We start from the raw sequence: 17384 nt of genomic DNA, 5'->3' as shown, positions 1-17384 counted from the left end.
GCGGGGAGCGGACGGCGCTCCCCGCGCGCCGGCACCCTCTCAGAGCCAGCCGGCTCCCTGGGAGATGCGGATGGCGTCCACCCGGTTGCGTGCGCCCGTCTTCCGCGTGATGGCGGACATGTAGTTGCGCACGGTGCCGGTGGAGAGCCCCAGATGCCGGGCGATCTCGCCGACGGACGCGCCTTCGGCCGCCGCCGAGAGCACGGTCAGCTCCCGTTCGCTCAGTGGGGCCTCCGAGGCGCGTAAGAAGGTGCCGGCGAGCGCGTTGTCGACGAAGCGCTCGCCGGCGGCGACTCTTCGTATGCCGGTCACCAGTTGCTCGGGGAGCGCGTCCTTGCACACGAATCCGCGGGCTCCCACGTCCAGCGCCCGGCGCAGGGCGCCCGGGCAGTGCTGGCTCACCAGGACCAGCAGCCGCTGGGCCGCGTCGGCGGTCCGAGCGGCTCCCGTCCGGGAGAACCCCGCCAGTTCGTCCAGCGGCGACCGTTTGGTCACATCGGCGTCCACGATGCAGACGTCGGCGGTCAGCGTCCGTGCCAGCCGCATCGCGTCCTTGGCGGGTGCGGCCTCGATGGCCATGTCGGGCTCCCGGCCGACCAGAGCGGCCAACGCGCAGCGGAGTATGCGGACATCGTGCACCAGCAGTACCCGGATCACTCTTGGTCCCCCCTAGATGCCTGATCGCCTCACGGATGACAGGCGCAACTCCATACATACAAGCTCATAGGAGCGAAGAGGCGCACAGTTTTGGCCACACATTGAGACCAAACGTGTGCGATGTGTTATGGGGGGCGCGTTAGGGGGCGCATTTAGCGTGCGGACGCAGACCGTACGCCCCATGCCCCGCTCCGTCTCCTGCCGCGTACCGCCCCGGGTGCCGCCTCCGCCCGATCCCGCCGTGGTGCCGTCCGGCCCCGGCTCACATCTCGTCCTCGTCCACCGTCCGCAGTGCGCGCTCCTCGGGGGACAGCCCCTCGTTCTCCCCCGCCTCCCGGCCGTAGACGTCCTGCCGACGGGGCGGCGCCGCCTCGAGGTCGGCGCGGAGCGCCCCCGCGAGAGCGTCGGGCAGGCCGGAGACCACCTTCCGCTCGGACTCCTCGGGCTCCTCCTCCGCGAGCCGCTCGTCCAGCGACTCGCCCGCGCGCATCTCCGACGGGGTGGGAGCGGCACGCGTCACGGCGGTCGGGGTGTCACCGGGCACCGACTCCTGCTGCGGGTCGCTGGACCGCTGCTGCATCGGCGCACCGTCCTGCAAGTCGGGGATGCCCTCGTCCTCGGGTTCGGCGCCCGGGTCGGCGGGTCGCGCGTGCTCCTGCTCGGCCTCGGCCTGCGGGGTCAGGAACGAGGTGTCGAATCCGCCGCTGTCCTCCCCGGCGACGCGCGGTGGAGGATCGGATTCCACGGGCGGTTGCCAGTGGCCGCGCTCCAGACGCTCGCCCGGCTCCCGGCCCGGCACGGGCCCGGGCCGCAACTCGGCGGCGTCCTCGATGGTGACGCCCTCCTCCGCGGGGATGTCCCTGCCGTCTCCCGTCATGGCGGCCTCCTCTCGTGGGGACCCACGGCGGGTACCCCCGGGACACCGCGGCTACGCAGCGGCCGCATCCCCGGACGCGCCGGAGTCCGGCCGGTCAGCGGCCGGGCCGCTCCCGGACGACGTCCCCGGGATCCTTGTCGTCGCGCAGGCCCAGGAAACGGGGATGCCGCAGCATTCCGTCGCGTGTCCACTCGGTGAAGCCGATCTGCGCCACCAGGCGCGGCTGCACCCAGTGCACGCCGCGCTCGCGGACCGGGTCGGCGAACGGGGAGCGCTCCGCCGCCAGCCGGTCGAGCGCGCGGCGCAAGGACAGCAGGGTGCCCCGGTCGTAACCGGTGCCGGCCTTGCCCGCGTAGCGCAGCGCGCCGTTCTCGTAGTGGCCCAGCAGCAGCGCGCCGAAGCCCTCCCGGGTACCGGCGGGCTCGGTGAAGCCGCCGACGACGAACTCCTGGCCGCCGGTGCACTTGAGCTTGAGCCAGTCGGGTGAGCGGCGCGGCAGGTACCGCCCGTCGGCCCGCTTGGCGATCAGGCCCTCCCAGCCGCGGGCGCACGCCTCCTCCAGCAGCCGTCCGCCGCCCTCGTTGCGGTGGGTGGTGAAGCGCAGCGGGCCGCCGAACTCCAGGGTCCGGCGCAGCAGCGATTTGCGGGTGCGCAGCGGGAGCCTGGTCAGATCCGTGCCGTCGAGCCGCAGCAGGTCGAACACGTAGTAGGTGACGGCCACGCCGCTGGCCCTGGCCCGCCGGGCGGTGCTCAGTTGCATGCGCTGCTGGAGCCGGGCGAAGTCGGTGCGGCCGCGCACGAGAGCGACGATCTCGCCGTCGACGGTGAAGTCCGAGCAGCTCTGGGCGGCGAGCGCGTCGGCGATCTCCGGCCAGGTCTCCGCCATGCGCCGCCCCGTCCGGGAGAGCAGCCGCTCCCGGCCGTGCTCCCGGACCGCCAGCATCCGCACTCCGTCGAGCTTGCGTTCGAAGATCCAGCGGCCGGCGGGGAAGTCCCGGCGGTCGCTCGGCTCCGCGAGCATGGGCCGCCCGGCCAGCTCAGCGCCCGGGGGCGCCGGGCGCAGCAGCGCGCGCTGCCCCTCGGGGAGCGAGTCCGGCAGACCGTTCATGACCGGCCGCCCTCCCGGGTCCACTCCTCGGGCGCCTCCCGGGCGACCTGCTTGAGAGTGCGGTCGCTGCGCGCCGAGCGGACGCGCCACGGATCGGGTGTCCCGCGCGCGGAGGCGTGCCGGTCGTTCTTCTTGACCAGGAGCCACGCCTCGCGCTCACCGTCCTCCCCGCCGCGGAAGCGGGAGAGGGCCCAGTCGCCGCGCAGCTTGCCGCCGTGGGTGCGGAAGGAGATGTGCCCCTTCTCGAGGGCCCTGCCGAAGTCGCGGGAGAGCGGCTCGTAGGTGCCCTCGTCCCAGACGATGACCGGCCCGGCGCCGTACTCTCCCGCCGGGATGACGCCCTCGAAGGTGCGGTACTCCAGCGGATGGTCCTCGGTGGGCATGGCCAGCCGCTTGTCGTGCGGGTCCGTGGAGGGACCCTTGGGCACCGACCAGGACTTGAGCACGCCGTCCCACTCCAGCCGGAAGTCGAAGTGCAGCCGTCTCGCGTCGTGGATCTGCACCACGTAACGCGGTTCGCCGCCGCCCTCCGGCGGCCCGCCCGCGGGCTCCGCCGTCCGGCCGAAGCGCCGCTTGCCGCGGTAGGTCCGCAGCACGTCGTCGTCGCCGCTCATGCCTGGTCCTCGAATCCGTGCCGGTGCTGCTCGGCTTCCGCCGCGGGGCACACCGCGCGGCGCCCCGGGTTCCACTGTGGCGCGGGGTGTGCGGGACCGCAGCCGGGAGCCGGTCAGCGGGGCGCGGGGCCGAGCTGGGTCGCCCACGGGATGAGGGGCAGGGTGATCGGCGGCGGATGGACGCCGCCGGGGCCGATGACGTGGTTGCCCACCCGGCCTCCGAGGTGGACGAGGCGGCCGTCGTCCTCCCGGAAGTGCACGGCGCCGTCCCCGCGCTGCACGGCCGCCACGGCCTCGGCCAGGAAGCCCAGCTCGCCCATGTCCAGGTCGGACCACTCGTACTCGCTCCACATGTACTGGTCCACCCAGAGCGTGGCCACGTCGTCGAAATAGACGGCGATCATGGTGGAGGCGTTGCCCGGGCCGATCAGTACGCAGAACTCGTCGGTCACCAGGGGGGTGAGCGGATAGCCGGGCACGGCCCGCGCGGCGTCCTCGAAGATCCGCACGACGGGGTGCGCGGACCGCGGCGCGGCCTCGCGCACGCTGCCCGGGCCCTGTCGTACCCGGACGTGCGCGCGGGTGGCCGTGCCGGGGGCCGCGGCCCCGCTCCCGCCCAGCTCGCCGCTCAGTTGTTCGCTCACCGTCGCGCTTCCCCTCGTCGTCCGGTACCGGTGCGGTGCGGCTCGCAACGCCTCGCCGACCGCCTCCGCCGAATGGCCACCATATGCACCTTTTATCCGTTGAGCAGCCCGGAGACCCGATTGGCGGCGCCGCCGGCTGAGCCGAACGAGCGGCGTACCCAATTCGGCGGCGGGTCAGTTGACTTCGCTGGAGGCACGGGCACCGTTCCGGCCCGCCTCCGCCACCGGACACGAGGAGGGCCGCATGACGTCGACACCCCGTACGCCTGCCACCACCACCGCACCCGCGTCCACCCCGGCCCTCGGGGCACCCGCCACCGCGACAGCGCCGCTCCCCCAGGACGAGCTGGCCGCCTACCTCGCCGCGCACCCGGCGCCGGCCGCCGCCGTGGACGCGGTGATCCGCGACGAACGCGGCGACCTCCTGGTGGTCGACCCGGTCTACAAGGCGGACTGGGATCTGCCCGGCGGCATGGTCGACGACGAGGGACTGGTCGACGGCCTGGTGCGGGAGCTCCGGGAGGAACTGCAGCCCCCCGCGCTGCGCGTCGGGCGGCTGCTCGCCGTCGACAACGTCCCCGCCGCGGTCTACGGCCGGGCGCTCACCGCCTGCGTGTACGCCGTCCACTTCCCGCACCCGGTGAGCGCGCACGACCTGCGGTTGCAGCAGGACGAGCTGCGCGCTGCCGTCTTCCTTCCCCCGAACGAGGCGCTGGCCAGGCTGCCCGAGCGGTTGCGGCGCCGCACCGCCGCCGCCCTCGCCGCCGAGCACGGCGCCCACACGGCACACCTGCTGGACGGCCACCCGGCCCCCCTCGACGAAGGCGACCGCCGCGCCCTGCTGCCCGGGCCGGCGGTGGCCGCCGCGGCGCTGGTCACGGACGCGGCGGGCCGGATTCTCGTGCTCGACGCCGACGAGACCGGGGACGCCTGGGGCGGGGGTGCGCCCTGTCGACTGCCCGGAGCCCTGGTGACGGCGACGGAGACCCCCGCGGCAAGCGCGGCGCGGGCCCTGAACACCCATCTGGGCGATGCGGCGGGACTCACCGTGGGGCGGCTGCTGGCCGTCGACAGCACGCTGTGCCCCTCGGGGGGCCGCACCCTGCTGGCCCACCTGTTCGAAGCCCATACGCTCGTCCCGTTGCACCGCACCGTCGGCCACTGGCTCGCCCCCGACGACGCCGCCCGGTTCCTCCCTCCGCACGAGACCCGCCTGCTGAGCAGCGCGCCCGGCCGGACCCGCGGAGCGCCGGACCGCGCCCTGGGGCTGCCGCCGCAGCGGTGAGCGCGGCAGCGACCCGCAGCGCACACCGCCGAACCGCCCGGCTCCCGGAGCGGCGCGCGGGCCCGGGCCGGTGCGGAGCTCCGTCGCACCACAACCGCACACAGCGGTGCGACGGCCCTGCACGACCGGTCCGGAACCCGGTAATAGGCGGGCCGGTGGCGGGCAGGATGGGCCGGTGACCCCAATATCCCGAGCGATGTCGTTCAACACGGCGCCCGACCGCTACGCCGCATTCCGGCCGTTCTACCCACCCGCGCTGTTCGAACTGGTCGAGGAGCTCTCGGTGACGCCCCTGGCGGGAGCCCGGATCGCCGATGTGGGGGCGGGCACCGGCATCTCCACCGCGCAGCTCGTGCAACGCGGCGCCGACGTCGTCGCGGTGGAGCCCGGCGAGGGTATGGCCGCGTGGTTCCGCAAGAGCCTGCCGGAGGTGCCCCTGGTGCGCGGGGACGCCAACGCGCTGCCCCTCGCGGACGGGACCCGCGACCTGGTCACCTACGCGCAGGCATGGCACTGGGCGGAGCCGTACCGGGCGGTCCCCGAGGCCATGCGCGTGCTGCGTCCGGGCGGATCGCTCGTCGTCTGGTGGAACCTCACCGCCCACGACGTGCCCTGGATCGGCGCCCAGGCGGAGCGCATCACCCGCCACACAGGCGTCTCCTCCCCGCCCCTGAACCAGGTCGGCGACCACGGCGCGCTCCGCAGGGCCGGCCTCGACGGGCTCCGGCTGTCCCACCGGCACACCCGGTGGAGCCGCACCGTCCCGCTCGACATCCATCTGGGCAATCTGGCCAGCCACTCAGGGTTCCTGGTCATGCCCGAGCAGGCGACCCGGGACTTCCTGGACGCCGAACGGACCCGGCTGCGCGCGCTCTTCCCGGACGAGCGGGTGGAGGAGGTGTACGTGGTGGACCTGCTGGTGGCGCACCGCGACTGACCCGGACGGCACGGCGCCCCGCGCCGCGGCGCTCCGTCCGGAGGTCCCGCCTCCCGGAGCGACGTCCGGTCCCCGGCGGACGCGCCCGGCACTCGGCGCGGTGTGCCCGGGGGCTTCCGCACCGCCTCATCCGTCGCGGGAATACCGCGTCTTCGCAGGGAATTCTCCGTCGCCTCCCTGGAGCAGCGCACTGATGTGCCAGTAGGGTGCGCGCCCATCGCCGCCGAGAGCGCGGCGTGTTGAGCCGCGACGTTGTGGAGGTAGCGGATGAGCGCGGGCTCGATCTTCTTGTGGGAACTGCTGGGGACCGCGGTACTGGTCATGCTGGGCACCGGGGTTGTCGCCAACCACGCGCTGCGGAGAACGAACGGGAACGGCGGGGGCATACTCTTCATCAACATCGGCTGGGGGTTCGCGGTCTTCACCGGCGCCAGCGTCGCGGCGCCCAGTGGCGCGCATCTCAACCCCGCGGTCACACTCGCCCTCGCCGTCGCCGACAAGACCGACTGGTCGGACGTCCCCGTGTACATGCTGGCGCAGCTGCTCGGCGGTGTCATCGGCGCGGTGCTGTGCTGGGCCACCTACAAGCTGCAGTTCGACCACCACGACGATCCGGCGGGCACACTCGGCGTGTTCTCCACGGCGCCGACCATCCGCAACAGCTTCTGGAACACCGTCACCGAGGTGCTGGGCACCTTCGTCCTGATCGCCTTCATCCTCTTCTCCCCGACTTTCAAGCCCGGTCCCGGTGAGGGAGGCATACCCGACTTCGGCAACTCCGCCCTGGGATACGCCGGCGTCGCCTTCGTCGTGCTGGTGATCGGCACCTCGCTCGGCGGGCCGACCGGCTACGCCATCAACCCGGCCCGCGACCTCGGTCCGCGGCTCGCCTACGCGTTCGTGCTGCCCATAAAGGGCAAAGGCAAGGCCGACTGGGCCTACTCCTGGGTCCCTGTCGTCGGTCCGCTGCTCGGTGCCGTCCTGGCAGCCCTTCTCTACCTGGCCTATCCGGCGTAGGACCCGAGCCGGCGCCGCGACAAAGGTGGTTGGCGCGGGAATCCCGGCCCGGACCGTACCGGCGACGGCCCCGCTGAGGCGCACACCACGCCCGGGTGCCACTCCTCCGGGTGGCACCCGGGCGATGCGGCCCGGCAGGGAACGGTGCGCGGGCGCTTTGATCGGTCCGGGTGGCGGGGCGGAAGCCCGCCACCCGGACCTGGCCGCGTTCACGGACTGCCTCAAGAAGCACTCGACACCAGAGGAACCGATCCGGCCGCCCGAGGCGGACCGCATCACCTGGCGCTGAGCACACCGCCCGGCGAAACCCGGTGCGGGCAGCGGCGCGAAGCCGCCGCGCCCGGGGCGGGGGACGGAGGATGCGCCCTTTCGCTCCCGCCCGTTCGCGGGTTGTCCTGGTGGGGACGTGCCGGCAACCGCGGCACGCCCGGGCGCGGCGCACCCGGCGTGCGCGCCGCCAGGAGGGAATTCCCATGGAGAGCACCGCCGAGGCCGGGTCCGCCGGCTGGTACGTCGACCAGCGCTGCACCGACTGCGACGTGGCCCGCCAGCTCGCCCCCGGGCTCGTCCGCGCCGCACCGGGCCGCTCCGAGATCGTCCGGCAGCCGCAGAACCCGGCCGAGACCGCCCAGTTGCGGGCCGCCGCGCTGGCCTGCCACACCCGGTCGATCCGCCCGCCGGGCGGCCGGTTCGACCCGGCGGAACCCGACCCGTTCCCGCTGCCGCTCGACGAGAATGTGCTGCTGTGCGGACACAACTCGCCCCGCACCGCCGGTGCCAACTCCTACCTGCTGCGGCGTCCCTCGGGGCACTGGATGATGGTCGACACCCCGCGCTTCGGCGAGCCGCTCGCCCGCCGCTGGACGGCGGACCGCCGCATCACCGACGTGCTGCTCACCCACCGGGACCACGCGGCGCACGGCCGGCGCTGGGCCGACCGGCTGGATGCCCGGCTGTGGATCCACGAGGGAGACCTGGACGCGGCCCCGGACGCCGACCGGGTGCTGCGCGGCCGGGCACCCACCGGGATCGGCGAGGGTGTCGTCGCCGTCCCGCTGCCGGGCCACACCCGCGGCAGCGTCCTGTACCTGGCCGACGAGCGCTACTGCTTCAGCGGGGACAGCTTCTACTGGGCACGGACCCTGGAGGACCTGGAGGTCGCGCAGAGCGTCACCTGGTACTCCATCGAGGAACTCGCCGCCTCGCTGGCCTCGGTGGCGGATGAGCTGCGCTTCACATGGCTGCTGCCCGGACACGGCGGGCGCAAGCGGCTGCCCCCGGAGGAGATGGGGCGGCGCCTGCGGCGGCTGGCGGAGCGCACCGCCACCCTGCGGCCGCGGCCCGTCGACTTCACCGCCGTACGGTGGTAGCGCCCGGCCCGCAATCCGGGCGCCCCGCTACGGTAGTGGCGCCCGCCGCGCCTCCTGCGGCACCCCTGCCCCGCGAGGAGCCGCACCGTGAGAGCCGCACGCCTGGTCACCGATGTCCTGCAGCCCCGCAACGCGCTGCTGGTGGGACTGACCGGGCTGGGGGTGGCCGCCGCGGGGGACTGGACGGGCGCGCCCTGGGGGCTGTTCGCGGCGCTGTGCGCTGGCCTGGTCCCGGCCTCCTACATCGAGTGGGAGCGCAGGCGGGGCACCTGGGGCGACCGGCACGTGGTGGACCGCACCCAGCGGCTGCCGATCTTCGTGGTGATCCTCGGCTCGGTGGGGGTGGGCGCGCTGGTGATGGTGCTGGGGCGGGCCCCCCGCGACATCCTGGTCGCGATGGTGGCGCTGTGGGCGATGACGGTGTGCCTGCTGGCGGTGAACACCGTCTGGAAGATCAGCGTGGACTCGGCGGTGGCCGCGTCGGTGGTGGCGATGGCGGCCGTGGTGCACTCCCCCTGGTGGCTGCTGGCCTGCCCGCTGGTGGTGGCGGTGTGCTGGTCCCGGATCGTGCTGGAGTACCACACGGTGGCGCAGACGGCCGCGGGCGCCGCGTGCGGTGCGGTCACCGCGGGCGCCTGGCTGGTGTGAGGCGGGCGGACGCCGCGGGGACCACGGGCAGGCGCCGGTGCCGGCGGGCGCGGACGTGGGCCGAAGGGGTCACCTGTCACGGCCGTACGCCGGGGTACCCGGCGCCCGGGACGGCGGGATGGTTCCGTTTCCTGCGTCCCGGACCGATGCCGACCGATCCGCTTCGAGGTGCGTCATGGCTCCCGCCCCCGTCCCGCCGTCCCTCTCCCGAGCGGAGCTGCGGGCGGTCTTCGCGCGGCAGACCGGCGCGGGCGCGGCCGGTCGCGGCCTGGTCGGGATCGAGGTGGAGGCGGCGGCACTGGACCCGGCCACCGGCCGCGCGGCGCCGTACGCCGGACCGGGCGGGGTCCGCGCCCTGCTGGAGCGGCTCGCCGCCGACCGGCCCGGAGCGGTGCCCCAGTACGACCGCGGGGCGCTGGTGGGTGTGCGGCTGGCGGGGGGCGGCTCGGTCTCGTTGGAGCACGGCGGTGCGGTCGAGTACTCCTCCCCGCCGTGCGCGAGCGTCGCCGAACTCGCCGAGGTGACCGACCGGGCGCTGCGCGGACTGGCCGCGACGGCCGGACGGTTCGGCTTCGCGCTGGTGCCCGGTGCACAGTACCCGTTCACGGCGCCCGCCGAGGTGCCCTGGGTGCCGCACTCGCGGACCCCGGTGATGCAGCGCCACTTCGAGGGGCTGGGCCCGCCCGGCTCCGCCGGGGTGCAGGTGATGTCGCTGGCCCTCTCGACGCAGGTGTCGCTCGACTACGGCGGGCCCGCGGATCTGGCGGAGAAACTGCGGATGCTGTCGGCCGCCTCCACCCCGGCGGCGGCCCTGTTCGTCAACGCGCCGCTGGAGGGGGGCCGTCCGTGCGGGTGGCTGTCGCGGCGCATGGACTACCTCAGCCGGACCGATCCGGCGCGCACCGGGGTCGTCCCGACGCTGTTGCGCGAGGACGTGGACGTGGAGGCGTTCATCGACTGGGCACTGGGTCTTCCGATGATCCACCGCGAGTCGCCGGACGGCGGCCGGTGCGCCGCGCCACCGGAGCCGTTCGGCACGCTGCTGCGGGAGGGCTTCGGGGACGGGAGTCGGCCGGGGCCCGAGGACTGGCGGGCCCATCTGTCGCAGATCTTCTCGGACGTACGGCTGCGCGAGACGCTGGAGCTGCGCGCGGTGGACGGCCCGCCTTACGGTGCCCTCTGCGCGGCGCCCGCGTTCTGGACCGGGCTGTGCTATCACCCACCGTCCCGCGCCGCGGCCTGGGAACTGCTGCGCGGGATCGGCGCGGCCGAGCATCGCGCGGCGGTCCGCGACATCGCCCGCCGCGGAACGGCCGCCCGGCTGGCGGGCCGTCCGGTACGGGAGGTGGCGGCCGAGCTGCTGCGGCTGAGCGAGACCGGCCTGCGGGCGCGGATCGCCGAGGGCGCCGAGCGCCCGGAGGCCCTGGAATTCCTGGCTCCGCTACAGGAAGTCGCCGCCTGCGGCGTCACCTTCGCGCAGCGCACTCTCGACCGGCTGCGCGAGGATCCGGCCACGTTCCCGGCGCGCCACATCGCGCGGCACCGCATCCCCGGGTGATTCCGGCTCCCACAGCGAGCGGGCGACGCTCCGGAACACGGAGCCGGCGGGTGTTTCGGCGCGCCCCGCGCTGCGGCGCCGCGTACGCCGGGCCGGTCCGGACCGCGGGCGGGAGCCCGCGGACGGTACCGGCCCGGGACTGCTCCGCGGGGCGCTACACCACGCCCTGGTCGCGCATCGCCTCGGCGACCCGGAGGAACCCCGCGGCGTTGGCGCCCAGCACGTAGTCGTCGGGGGTGCCGAACTCGTCCGCAGCGGTGACGCAGTCGGCGTGGATTCCCCGCATCACCACGGCGAGCCGCGACTCGGCCTCCGAGAACGTCCAGGATTCGCGGGCGGCGTTCTGCCGCATCTCCAGCGCGGAGGTGGCGACGCCGCCCGCGTTGGCGGCCTTGCCCGGGCCGTAGCGGACGCCAGCCTCGCGCAGCACGGCCACCGCGTCGGGGGTGCAGGGCATGTTGGCGCCCTCGGCGACGACCTTGACCCCGTTCTTGACGAGGCCGACCGCGTGCTCCTCACGGAGTTCGTTCTGCGTGGCGCACGGCAGGGCGACGTCGCAGGGCACGTCGTAGACCGAGCCGCGGCTGCTGAACCGGGCCCCGGCGCGTGCCTCGGCGTAGGTGTCCAGCCGGCCGCGGCGCTCCAGCTTGATCTCCTTGAGCAGGTCGAGGTCGAGTCCCGCCTCGTCCACCACATAGCCGGAGGAGTCGGAGCAGGCCACGACCTGAGCGCCGAGGGCCTGGGCCTTCTCGACTGCGAAGAGGGAGACGTTGCCGGAGCCGGAGAGGACGACCCGGAGCCCGTCCAGCTCCTCACCGCGGGTGCCGAGCATCTCCTGGACGAAGTGGACGGTGCCGTATCCGGTGGCCTCGGTGCGGGCGTAGGAGCCGCCCCAGCCGATGCCCTTGCCGGTGAGCACGCCCGCCTCGTAGCGGTTGGCCAGCCGCTTGTACTGGCCGAACAGGTAGCCGATTTCGCGGGCGCCGACGTTGATGTCGCCCGCGGGTACGTCGGTGTGCTCACCGAGGTGCCGGTGCAGCTCCGTCATGAAGGACTGACAGAAGCGCATGACCTCCGCGTCGCTGCGCCCCTTGGGGTCGAAGTCGGCGCCGCCCTTGCCCGCGCCGATGCCCAGCCCGGTCAGCGCGTTCTTGAAGATCTGCTCGAAGGCGAGGAACTTCACAGTGCCCAGCGACAGCTGCGGCACGAAGCGCAGTCCGCCCTTGTACGGACCCAGCGCGCTGCTGAACTGGACCCGGTAGCCGCGGTTGACGTGCACCTCGCCCGCGTCGTCCGTCCACGGCACCCGGAAGATGACCTGCCGCTCGGGCTCCACCAGCCGCTCCACCAGGTTCGCGTCCGCGTACTGGGGGCACTTGCGCAGCACCGGCTCCAGGCTGTGCAGCACCTCCCGCACGGCCTGGTGGAACTCGGGCTCTCCGGGGTTCCGGCGCAGAACCTCGGCGTACACCGCTTCGACACGGCTGCTGGCATCCACGGACATCATCCTCGTCGCTCGCACGGCCGCCCGGCCCTCCGGGGCAGGCTGGTGACGAGGGTACGTTCGGCTGCCACGAGTCAGGCTCGCGAGTGGCGAGAAACACTCTCGCGGGCGGCCGGGCGCTCCCGGCCGACCCGGGTGCGCCCGGGGCGGACCGACGGGCGGCCGGCGCACCTTCGGCCGAACTCGCGTGCGCGCGGCGGCGATCGCGCGCGGGCTGCCCGGCCACCGGTTGCACCGGCGGCGGGTGCCCGATCCCCGTCCGGGTCGCGGGCGAGTGGGAGACCCGGCGGCGCGCGCTCCCGGACCGCCCCCCGTGCGGCGGGGAGACGGCCGTACCGGAGGCGGCGGCGGACGTGTCCGGTGCACGGCCCGTCCCGGCGGTACGGCGGCGGCGGCAGGGAGCCTACCCGGACCGTCGAGATCCGCCGGACGCGGCCGGGCCGTCGTGGAGGACCGGTGTCCGCCCCGGGCCGCGCGGCGGCCCGTAGCCGCACTCCCCCGACACGCGGACGCGCACCCAGGAGCAGCCACCTGCCGAAGGGGGAGAGTGGGGCGCACCCCGACCGGCGCGCGGGCCGGCCCACAGCGCAGCGGTGTCCGCGTGCGCCCCGTCCGGGGCCACCACCGGCCACCCGCCATCACCCGGCCATCACCGGCCACCGACCGTGCCCGGCTCGGCACCGGGAGCGCGCCGGCGGCTCCGCTTGGTGCGACCCGCCGGAAGGGTGTCCCCTGGAGTGGGGGTGCCAGGAACACACCTGCTCAAGGTGAGGAGCGGCAGATGTCCAAACGCCGACCGGACCAGGAAGGCAACGAGCCCGACCAGGTCCGCGGGCCCGAGGAGCGCCGGACGCACGGCGGAATGCCGGAGAAGCCGGACGACGAGGCGCTGGCCCGGCGTACGGAACAGGAACGGGTCGAGACCGGGGTCGACGACTACGACCCCGAGGACGTGCCTCCGGCGACGGAGCCCTGACGATCCCGCCGCCCGGTCCCGCCGGGCCCACGGCTGAGAGGTGGCCATGCCCATCGCCACGGTGAACCCCGCCGACGGCTCGACCGTCAAGACATTCGATCCGCTCTCCGCCGACGAGGTGGAGCAGCGCCTCGCGGATGCGGACGCCGCCTTCCGCGGCTACCGCACCACCACGTTCGAGGAGCGGGCCCGGCTGCTGAACGCGGCCGCGGACCTGCTGGAGCGGGAGGCGGACGGTGTCGCCCGCGTCATGACGACGGAGATGGGCAAGCCGCTGGCCGCCGCCCGCGCCGAGGCGGCCAAGTGTGTCAGGGCCATGCGCTGGTACGCCCGGAACGCCGAGGAACTGCTGGCCCCCGAGTACCCGGCCCCGGAGGACGTGGCGGACTCCGGAGCGGTGCGGGCCGAGGTGCGCTACCGGCCGCTGGGGCCGGTGCTGGCAGTCATGCCGTGGAACTTCCCCCTCTGGCAGGTCGTCAGGTTCGCGGCGCCCGCGCTGATGGCAGGCAACGTCGGGCTGCTCAAGCACGCCTCGAACGTGCCGCAGACCGCGCTCTACCTGGGTGATCTCTTCCACCGGGCGGGCTTCGCGCGGGGCTGCTTCCAGACGCTGCTGATCTCCTCCGGCGCCGTCGAGGCGGTGCTGCGCGACCCGCGCGTGGTCGCGGCGACGCTGACGGGCAGCGAGGGCGCGGGGCGTGCGATTGCCTCGGTGGCGGGCGACGAGATCAAGAAATCCGTCCTCGAACTCGGGGGCAGCGACCCCTTCGTCGTGATGCCGTCGGCCGACGTCGAGGCCGCCGCGCGCACCGCGGTGACCGCGCGGGTGCAGAACAACGGGCAGTCGTGCATCGCCGCCAAGCGCTTCCTCGTCCACACCGACGTGTTCGACGTGTTCGCCCAGCGGTTCACGGCAGGCATGCTGGGGCTGACCGTGGGCGATCCCATGGATCAGGGCACCGACGTCGGCCCGCTCTCCGGCGCCCGGGGCCGCGAGGACCTGGAGGAACTGGTCACCGACGCGCTGGCCCAGGGGGCGCAGGCGCTGTGCGGGGGCCGTCGGCCGCAGGGACTGGAGCAGGGCTTCTACTACGAGCCGACCGTGCTCACGGGTGTCACCGCGCAGATGCGCATCCACCGCGAGGAGACGTTCGGCCCGGTGGCGACCCTCTACCGGGTGGCGAACCTGGAGGAGGCGGTGAAACTCGCCAACGACACGCCGTTCGGGCTCAGTTCGAATGTGTGGACGCGGGACGAGTGCGAGGCGGACCGTTTCGTCCAGGACCTGGAGGCGGGTGGGGTCTTCTTCAACGGGATGACCGCCTCGCATCCGGCACTGCCCTTCGGCGGGGTGAAGCGCTCCGGCTACGGCCGGGAGCTGGCCGGGCACGGCATCCGCGAGTTCTGCAACGCGACGACCGTCTGGCGCGGTCCCTGACCCGGAGCGCACCTCCCGGGACAGGGGCCGCGGACGCCGCGCTCAGTTCCGCGTCACCGCGCGGTTGACGCCCGTCACGAACGTCGTGGCCAGCACCCAGCCCGCCACGACGAGCAGGTAGGCGAGCCACTGATAGCCGCCCTCCGGCGCATAGGACTTCTCCTGCCCGAAGTCGACGACGGGCAACAGCAGGTCGAGTGCGTAGGCGAGGGGGTTGAACTCCGGCGCCTCGTCCGCCTTGAGCGGGCGCGGCGGATGCAGCCCGTAGGCGAGCGCGCCCACCAGCAGCAGGCCGACCAGCCACCCGGCCGCCCGCATGGGGCGGAAACCGTAGCCGACGGTCGCGTCCTGCAGATGGCCCCACAGTCGTCCGTAGAGCGGCCGGGTGGCCCGGTGGCGGCGCTCCTTGGCGAGTTGCACGGTGCGCGCCGCCGCGTCGTCCCCGATGTGCCGGTAGGCGGTGGCCAACTGCTCGTAGGCAAAAGGCACATAGCCGTCCGCCTCGCGGGCGAGCACCCGGAGCCGGTCGGCGGCCGGGAGGACGGGGGTGAGCGCGGTGTAGGTCAGCCCGTCCAGCTGCACCTGCGCGGGCCACACCTCGGGACGTATGTGCAGCAGTTCGAACCGGGCCCGGCGCAGATTGACGGTGCCCTGGACGGGCGGCGCGTCGCGGAGCCAGAACTCGGCCGCCGTGCAGCTGCTGGCCCGCAGCGCGACCCCGCCCGGGTTGGAGAGCCGGGCGTAGGCGAGGTTGAGCTGCCCCGGCACGGTGGCCCCGCGCAGATTGACCCGGCCCTCGGCGTGCAGCCGCATGGCGTGCAGATCGGTACCGACCGTGAGGGTCTCGGCGTGGAGCGCGGTGTTGCCGCCGCCGGGGTACAGCAGCCGGGCGCCGTCGAGCCGGACGAGTCCGGCCACCGTCAGCCCGTCCAGGCGGGTCCGCCCGTGCACCGTCAGCCGCGTGGCCTGCAGGTCCTCGCCGACGGTGGCGTGGTCCAGCTTGAGGCTGCCGCCTTCGCGCTCGGCCGCCGCAGCTTCCGGTTCCCCGGCGGTGGCCCGGGTGCCCAGCTCCGCGCGGTCCAGGAAGAGGGCACCCCCGATCCGCGCTCCGGACAGGCCCACCGACCCCGGTACCCGGCAGTCGTTGAGCCGCAGCGCACCGGCCACCCGCAGCGTCGCCGCCCACAGCCCCGGCATCCGGCAGCCGCTCAGGGAGAGTTGCCGGAACTCGGCGCCGTAGAGCACCGGAGTCTCCTCGAACACGCACTCCCGCAGCGACACCGGGGCCCTGACCGCCCCGGAGTGCAGATTGAACTCGCCGGTGATCCGGGTGCCGCGCAGCCGCAGGGCGGGGATTTCCCCGTCCTCGGCGGGGGACGTCAGCAGCAGGGCCCGCAGCACCCGGGCCCGTACCGACCGCTCGGCGGCCGCGGAGAGATCCACGGTCCGCCCCCGGGGAAACGCCTCCCACACCCGCCGCTCCGGTCCCGTCAGTTCGTCGATCTCCACGCGGGGGACTCTTCCCGCACGCCGGGCGTCCGTCAACCGCGTTCCGGCGCCGCCGAGTCCGGCGGTCACCGCGTCCGGCGGGCGCCGGACGTGCTGCCCGGCCCGGCGGCGTCCGTCCCGGGCCGGTCACCCGGCCCGTCCGCGGCCGGACCCACCGGTGCCCACCGCGGCACCCCGCATTACCCCGCGCGTCATCGACCGGGTACCCGGCGCCGGGGCACAGTCATGACATCGCTCCGCCGGAGCACACCGGCGGGCGGCACACGACGAGGGGACGATGCACCATGAACACCTACGAAGCCGCTGTGGACCGCTACTTCGCCGCCTGGAACGCACCGGACGCGGCGAGCCTGGCCGCGGCCGTGGCCGCGGCGTGGACCGAGGAGGGCAGCTACACCGACCCTCTGGCGCAGGCCATCGGCCACCCGGAGCTGACCGCGACCATCCGGGCCGCCCAGGAGCAGTTCCCCGGCTGCACGTTCCGGCTGACGGGGGCGGTCGACGGGCACCACGACATCGCCCGGTTCTCCTGGGAGCTGGTCGTCACGGCCGACGGCTCGGCTCCCGCGGCGGGGTCCGACGTGCTCACGCTGGCCGACGACGGCCGCATCGCATCGGTCAAGGGCTTCCTGGACCGGGTGCCCGGCGCCTGAAACCCCGGGCGGCGGGCTACGGTGCCCGGATGGACACGGGGACGCGGGATTCCGGCGGGGACTGGCCCGTCGCGTCCGGTACGACGGCGCTGAGCGTGCTGCTGCCGGAGGTGGACCCGCTGGTCCGCGGCTGGCGCGCCCGCTACGACACGGCCGCGCGGAACGGGGGAACAGCACATCTGACGGTGCTGTTCCCCTTTCTGCACCGCGATCGGATACGCGGTCCCCAGCGAGCGGCGCTGGCAGCGCTGTACGCCCGGCACCGGCCCTTCACGGTCACGTTCGGCCACTGCGGCTCCTTCCCCGGCGTGCTGCACCTGGTGCCCGAACCTGCTGCCCCGCTGCGCGCGCTGACCGCGACGGCGGCCGCCCGCTGGCCCTCGCATCCGCCCTACGGCGGTGTCCTCGGCGCGGTGGAGCCGCACCTCACGGTCGCCAACAGCGGCGGCCCCGGGGTGCACCGGCGGATCGCCGCACAGCTGACGGCACAGCTGCCGGTGACCGCGCGGGTGAGCCGCGTCGAGCTGGTCGTCCACGAGGAGGGCCGCTGGCTGCCCTGGCTCGGCTTCCCGCTGGGCGGCTGAGCCGG

Annotated in this window: 17 protein-coding genes; 10 read left to right on the top strand and 7 right to left on the bottom strand. The window is 74.4% G+C overall.

All coding sequences use genetic code 11. From position 1 onward, the window contains the following. Positions 1–39: 39 nt before the first annotated feature. The 5 genes from ACFYMO_RS03190 to ACFYMO_RS03170 all read right to left on the bottom strand — a co-directional run bounded on the left by ACFYMO_RS03190 (position 40) and on the right by ACFYMO_RS03170 (position 3900). The gene (locus ACFYMO_RS03190; RefSeq protein ID WP_366770348.1) at positions 40–657 is read right to left on the bottom strand and encodes a response regulator transcription factor; all 618 of its coding nucleotides are present in this window, start codon (positions 655–657) and stop codon (positions 40–42) included. A 262-nt stretch (positions 658–919) separates the two neighbouring features. Further along, on the bottom strand, positions 920–1534 hold the full coding sequence (locus ACFYMO_RS03185) for a DUF5709 domain-containing protein (RefSeq protein ID WP_366770349.1): 615 nt from the start codon (positions 1532–1534) through the stop codon (positions 920–922). Between the two features lie 94 nt (positions 1535–1628). Next, positions 1629–2642, bottom strand: coding sequence for a non-homologous end-joining DNA ligase (gene ligD, locus ACFYMO_RS03180; protein WP_366770350.1), 1014 nt, complete (start codon positions 2640–2642; stop codon positions 1629–1631). Continuing rightward, the gene (locus ACFYMO_RS03175) at positions 2639–3256 is read right to left on the bottom strand and encodes a DNA polymerase ligase N-terminal domain-containing protein (protein ID WP_366770351.1); all 618 of its coding nucleotides are present in this window, start codon (positions 3254–3256) and stop codon (positions 2639–2641) included. The genes ligD and ACFYMO_RS03175 overlap by 4 nt, the downstream gene beginning before the upstream one ends. A 113-nt stretch (positions 3257–3369) precedes the next feature. After that, a complete protein-coding gene (locus tag ACFYMO_RS03170) occupies positions 3370–3900 on the bottom strand; it encodes a hypothetical protein (RefSeq protein WP_366770352.1) in 531 nt (176 codons plus the stop codon). Positions 3901–4144: 244 nt separating this feature from the next. Here ACFYMO_RS03170 and ACFYMO_RS03165 point away from each other — a divergent pair, with 244 nt between their 5' ends. The 6 genes from ACFYMO_RS03165 (at position 4145) to ACFYMO_RS03140 (ending at position 10715) form a co-directional block, all read left to right on the top strand. Beyond that, positions 4145–5185, top strand: a complete 1041-nt coding sequence (locus tag ACFYMO_RS03165) for an NUDIX hydrolase (RefSeq protein ID WP_366770353.1) — start codon at positions 4145–4147, stop codon at positions 5183–5185. A 175-nt stretch (positions 5186–5360) separates the two neighbouring features. Beyond that, the gene (locus ACFYMO_RS03160; RefSeq protein WP_388543724.1) at positions 5361–6122 is read left to right on the top strand and encodes a class I SAM-dependent methyltransferase; all 762 of its coding nucleotides are present in this window, start codon (positions 5361–5363) and stop codon (positions 6120–6122) included. A gap of 267 nt (positions 6123–6389) precedes the next feature. Further along, entirely contained in the window at positions 6390–7139 is a 750-nt protein-coding gene (locus ACFYMO_RS03155) for an MIP/aquaporin family protein (protein ID WP_027759457.1), read from the top strand. Between the two features lie 473 nt (positions 7140–7612). Continuing rightward, positions 7613–8509: a 4Fe-4S domain-containing protein gene (locus tag ACFYMO_RS03150; RefSeq protein WP_366770355.1), complete on the top strand. Its 897-nt coding sequence runs from the start codon at positions 7613–7615 to the stop codon at positions 8507–8509. 87 nt (positions 8510–8596) lie between these two features. Then, positions 8597–9157: a hypothetical protein gene (locus ACFYMO_RS03145; protein WP_366770356.1), complete on the top strand. Its 561-nt coding sequence runs from the start codon at positions 8597–8599 to the stop codon at positions 9155–9157. A 175-nt stretch (positions 9158–9332) separates the two neighbouring features. Next, a complete protein-coding gene (locus tag ACFYMO_RS03140; protein ID WP_388543719.1) occupies positions 9333–10715 on the top strand; it encodes a glutamate-cysteine ligase family protein in 1383 nt (460 codons plus the stop codon). 154 nt (positions 10716–10869) lie between these two features. Here the strand turns inward: ACFYMO_RS03140 and gdhA are convergent, their stop codons facing one another. Further along, the gene (gene gdhA, locus ACFYMO_RS03135) at positions 10870–12222 is read right to left on the bottom strand and encodes an NADP-specific glutamate dehydrogenase (RefSeq protein WP_366770537.1); all 1353 of its coding nucleotides are present in this window, start codon (positions 12220–12222) and stop codon (positions 10870–10872) included. A gap of 778 nt (positions 12223–13000) precedes the next feature. Here gdhA and ACFYMO_RS03130 point away from each other — a divergent pair. Together ACFYMO_RS03130 and ACFYMO_RS03125 are read left to right on the top strand one after the other, a co-directional pair. Beyond that, a complete protein-coding gene (locus ACFYMO_RS03130; protein WP_366770358.1) occupies positions 13001–13195 on the top strand; it encodes a hypothetical protein in 195 nt (64 codons plus the stop codon). A 46-nt stretch (positions 13196–13241) separates the two neighbouring features. Continuing rightward, the gene (locus ACFYMO_RS03125; protein WP_388543716.1) at positions 13242–14633 is read left to right on the top strand and encodes an NADP-dependent succinic semialdehyde dehydrogenase; all 1392 of its coding nucleotides are present in this window, start codon (positions 13242–13244) and stop codon (positions 14631–14633) included. Between the two features lie 42 nt (positions 14634–14675). Here ACFYMO_RS03125 and ACFYMO_RS03120 read toward each other — a convergent pair whose 3' ends face one another. Then, positions 14676–16142, bottom strand: coding sequence for a membrane-associated oxidoreductase (locus ACFYMO_RS03120; protein ID WP_388543713.1), 1467 nt, complete (start codon positions 16140–16142; stop codon positions 14676–14678). Positions 16143–16426: 284 nt separating this feature from the next. On the opposite strand from ACFYMO_RS03120, the gene ACFYMO_RS03115 reads away from it, so the two are divergent. Both ACFYMO_RS03115 and ACFYMO_RS03110 read left to right on the top strand, forming a co-directional pair. Next, complete coding sequence (locus tag ACFYMO_RS03115) at positions 16427–16795, top strand: nuclear transport factor 2 family protein (protein ID WP_366770361.1); 369 nt, start codon at positions 16427–16429, stop codon at positions 16793–16795. Between the two features lie 29 nt (positions 16796–16824). Continuing rightward, the gene (locus ACFYMO_RS03110; RefSeq protein ID WP_366770362.1) at positions 16825–17379 is read left to right on the top strand and encodes a 2'-5' RNA ligase family protein; all 555 of its coding nucleotides are present in this window, start codon (positions 16825–16827) and stop codon (positions 17377–17379) included. Positions 17380–17384: the final 5 nt, after the last annotated feature.

It is taken from the genome of Streptomyces sp. NPDC007025, from assembly GCF_042869455.1.
Classification (GTDB): domain Bacteria; phylum Actinomycetota; class Actinomycetes; order Streptomycetales; family Streptomycetaceae; genus Streptomyces.
Note: the sequence above shows the minus strand (reverse complement) of the source record. Positions and strands in the feature narration are given on the sequence as shown.

Coding starts and splice junctions, on each gene's coding strand:
- ACFYMO_RS03185 (WP_366770349.1), bottom strand. CDS start 1,534: ATGACGGGAGACGGCAGGGACATCCCCGCGGAGGAGGGCGTCACCATC.
- ACFYMO_RS03165 (WP_366770353.1), top strand. CDS start 4,145: ATGACGTCGACACCCCGTACGCCTGCCACCACCACCGCACCCGCGTCC.
- gdhA (WP_366770537.1), bottom strand. CDS start 12,222: ATGATGTCCGTGGATGCCAGCAGCCGTGTCGAAGCGGTGTACGCCGAG.
- ACFYMO_RS03175 (WP_366770351.1), bottom strand. CDS start 3,256: ATGAGCGGCGACGACGACGTGCTGCGGACCTACCGCGGCAAGCGGCGC.
- ACFYMO_RS03110 (WP_366770362.1), top strand. CDS start 16,825: ATGGACACGGGGACGCGGGATTCCGGCGGGGACTGGCCCGTCGCGTCC.
- ACFYMO_RS03130 (WP_366770358.1), top strand. CDS start 13,001: ATGTCCAAACGCCGACCGGACCAGGAAGGCAACGAGCCCGACCAGGTC.
- ACFYMO_RS03115 (WP_366770361.1), top strand. CDS start 16,427: ATGAACACCTACGAAGCCGCTGTGGACCGCTACTTCGCCGCCTGGAAC.
- ACFYMO_RS03125 (WP_388543716.1), top strand. CDS start 13,242: ATGCCCATCGCCACGGTGAACCCCGCCGACGGCTCGACCGTCAAGACA.
- ACFYMO_RS03150 (WP_366770355.1), top strand. CDS start 7,613: ATGGAGAGCACCGCCGAGGCCGGGTCCGCCGGCTGGTACGTCGACCAG.
- ACFYMO_RS03155 (WP_027759457.1), top strand. CDS start 6,390: ATGAGCGCGGGCTCGATCTTCTTGTGGGAACTGCTGGGGACCGCGGTA.
- ligD (WP_366770350.1), bottom strand. CDS start 2,642: ATGAACGGTCTGCCGGACTCGCTCCCCGAGGGGCAGCGCGCGCTGCTG.
- ACFYMO_RS03140 (WP_388543719.1), top strand. CDS start 9,333: ATGGCTCCCGCCCCCGTCCCGCCGTCCCTCTCCCGAGCGGAGCTGCGG.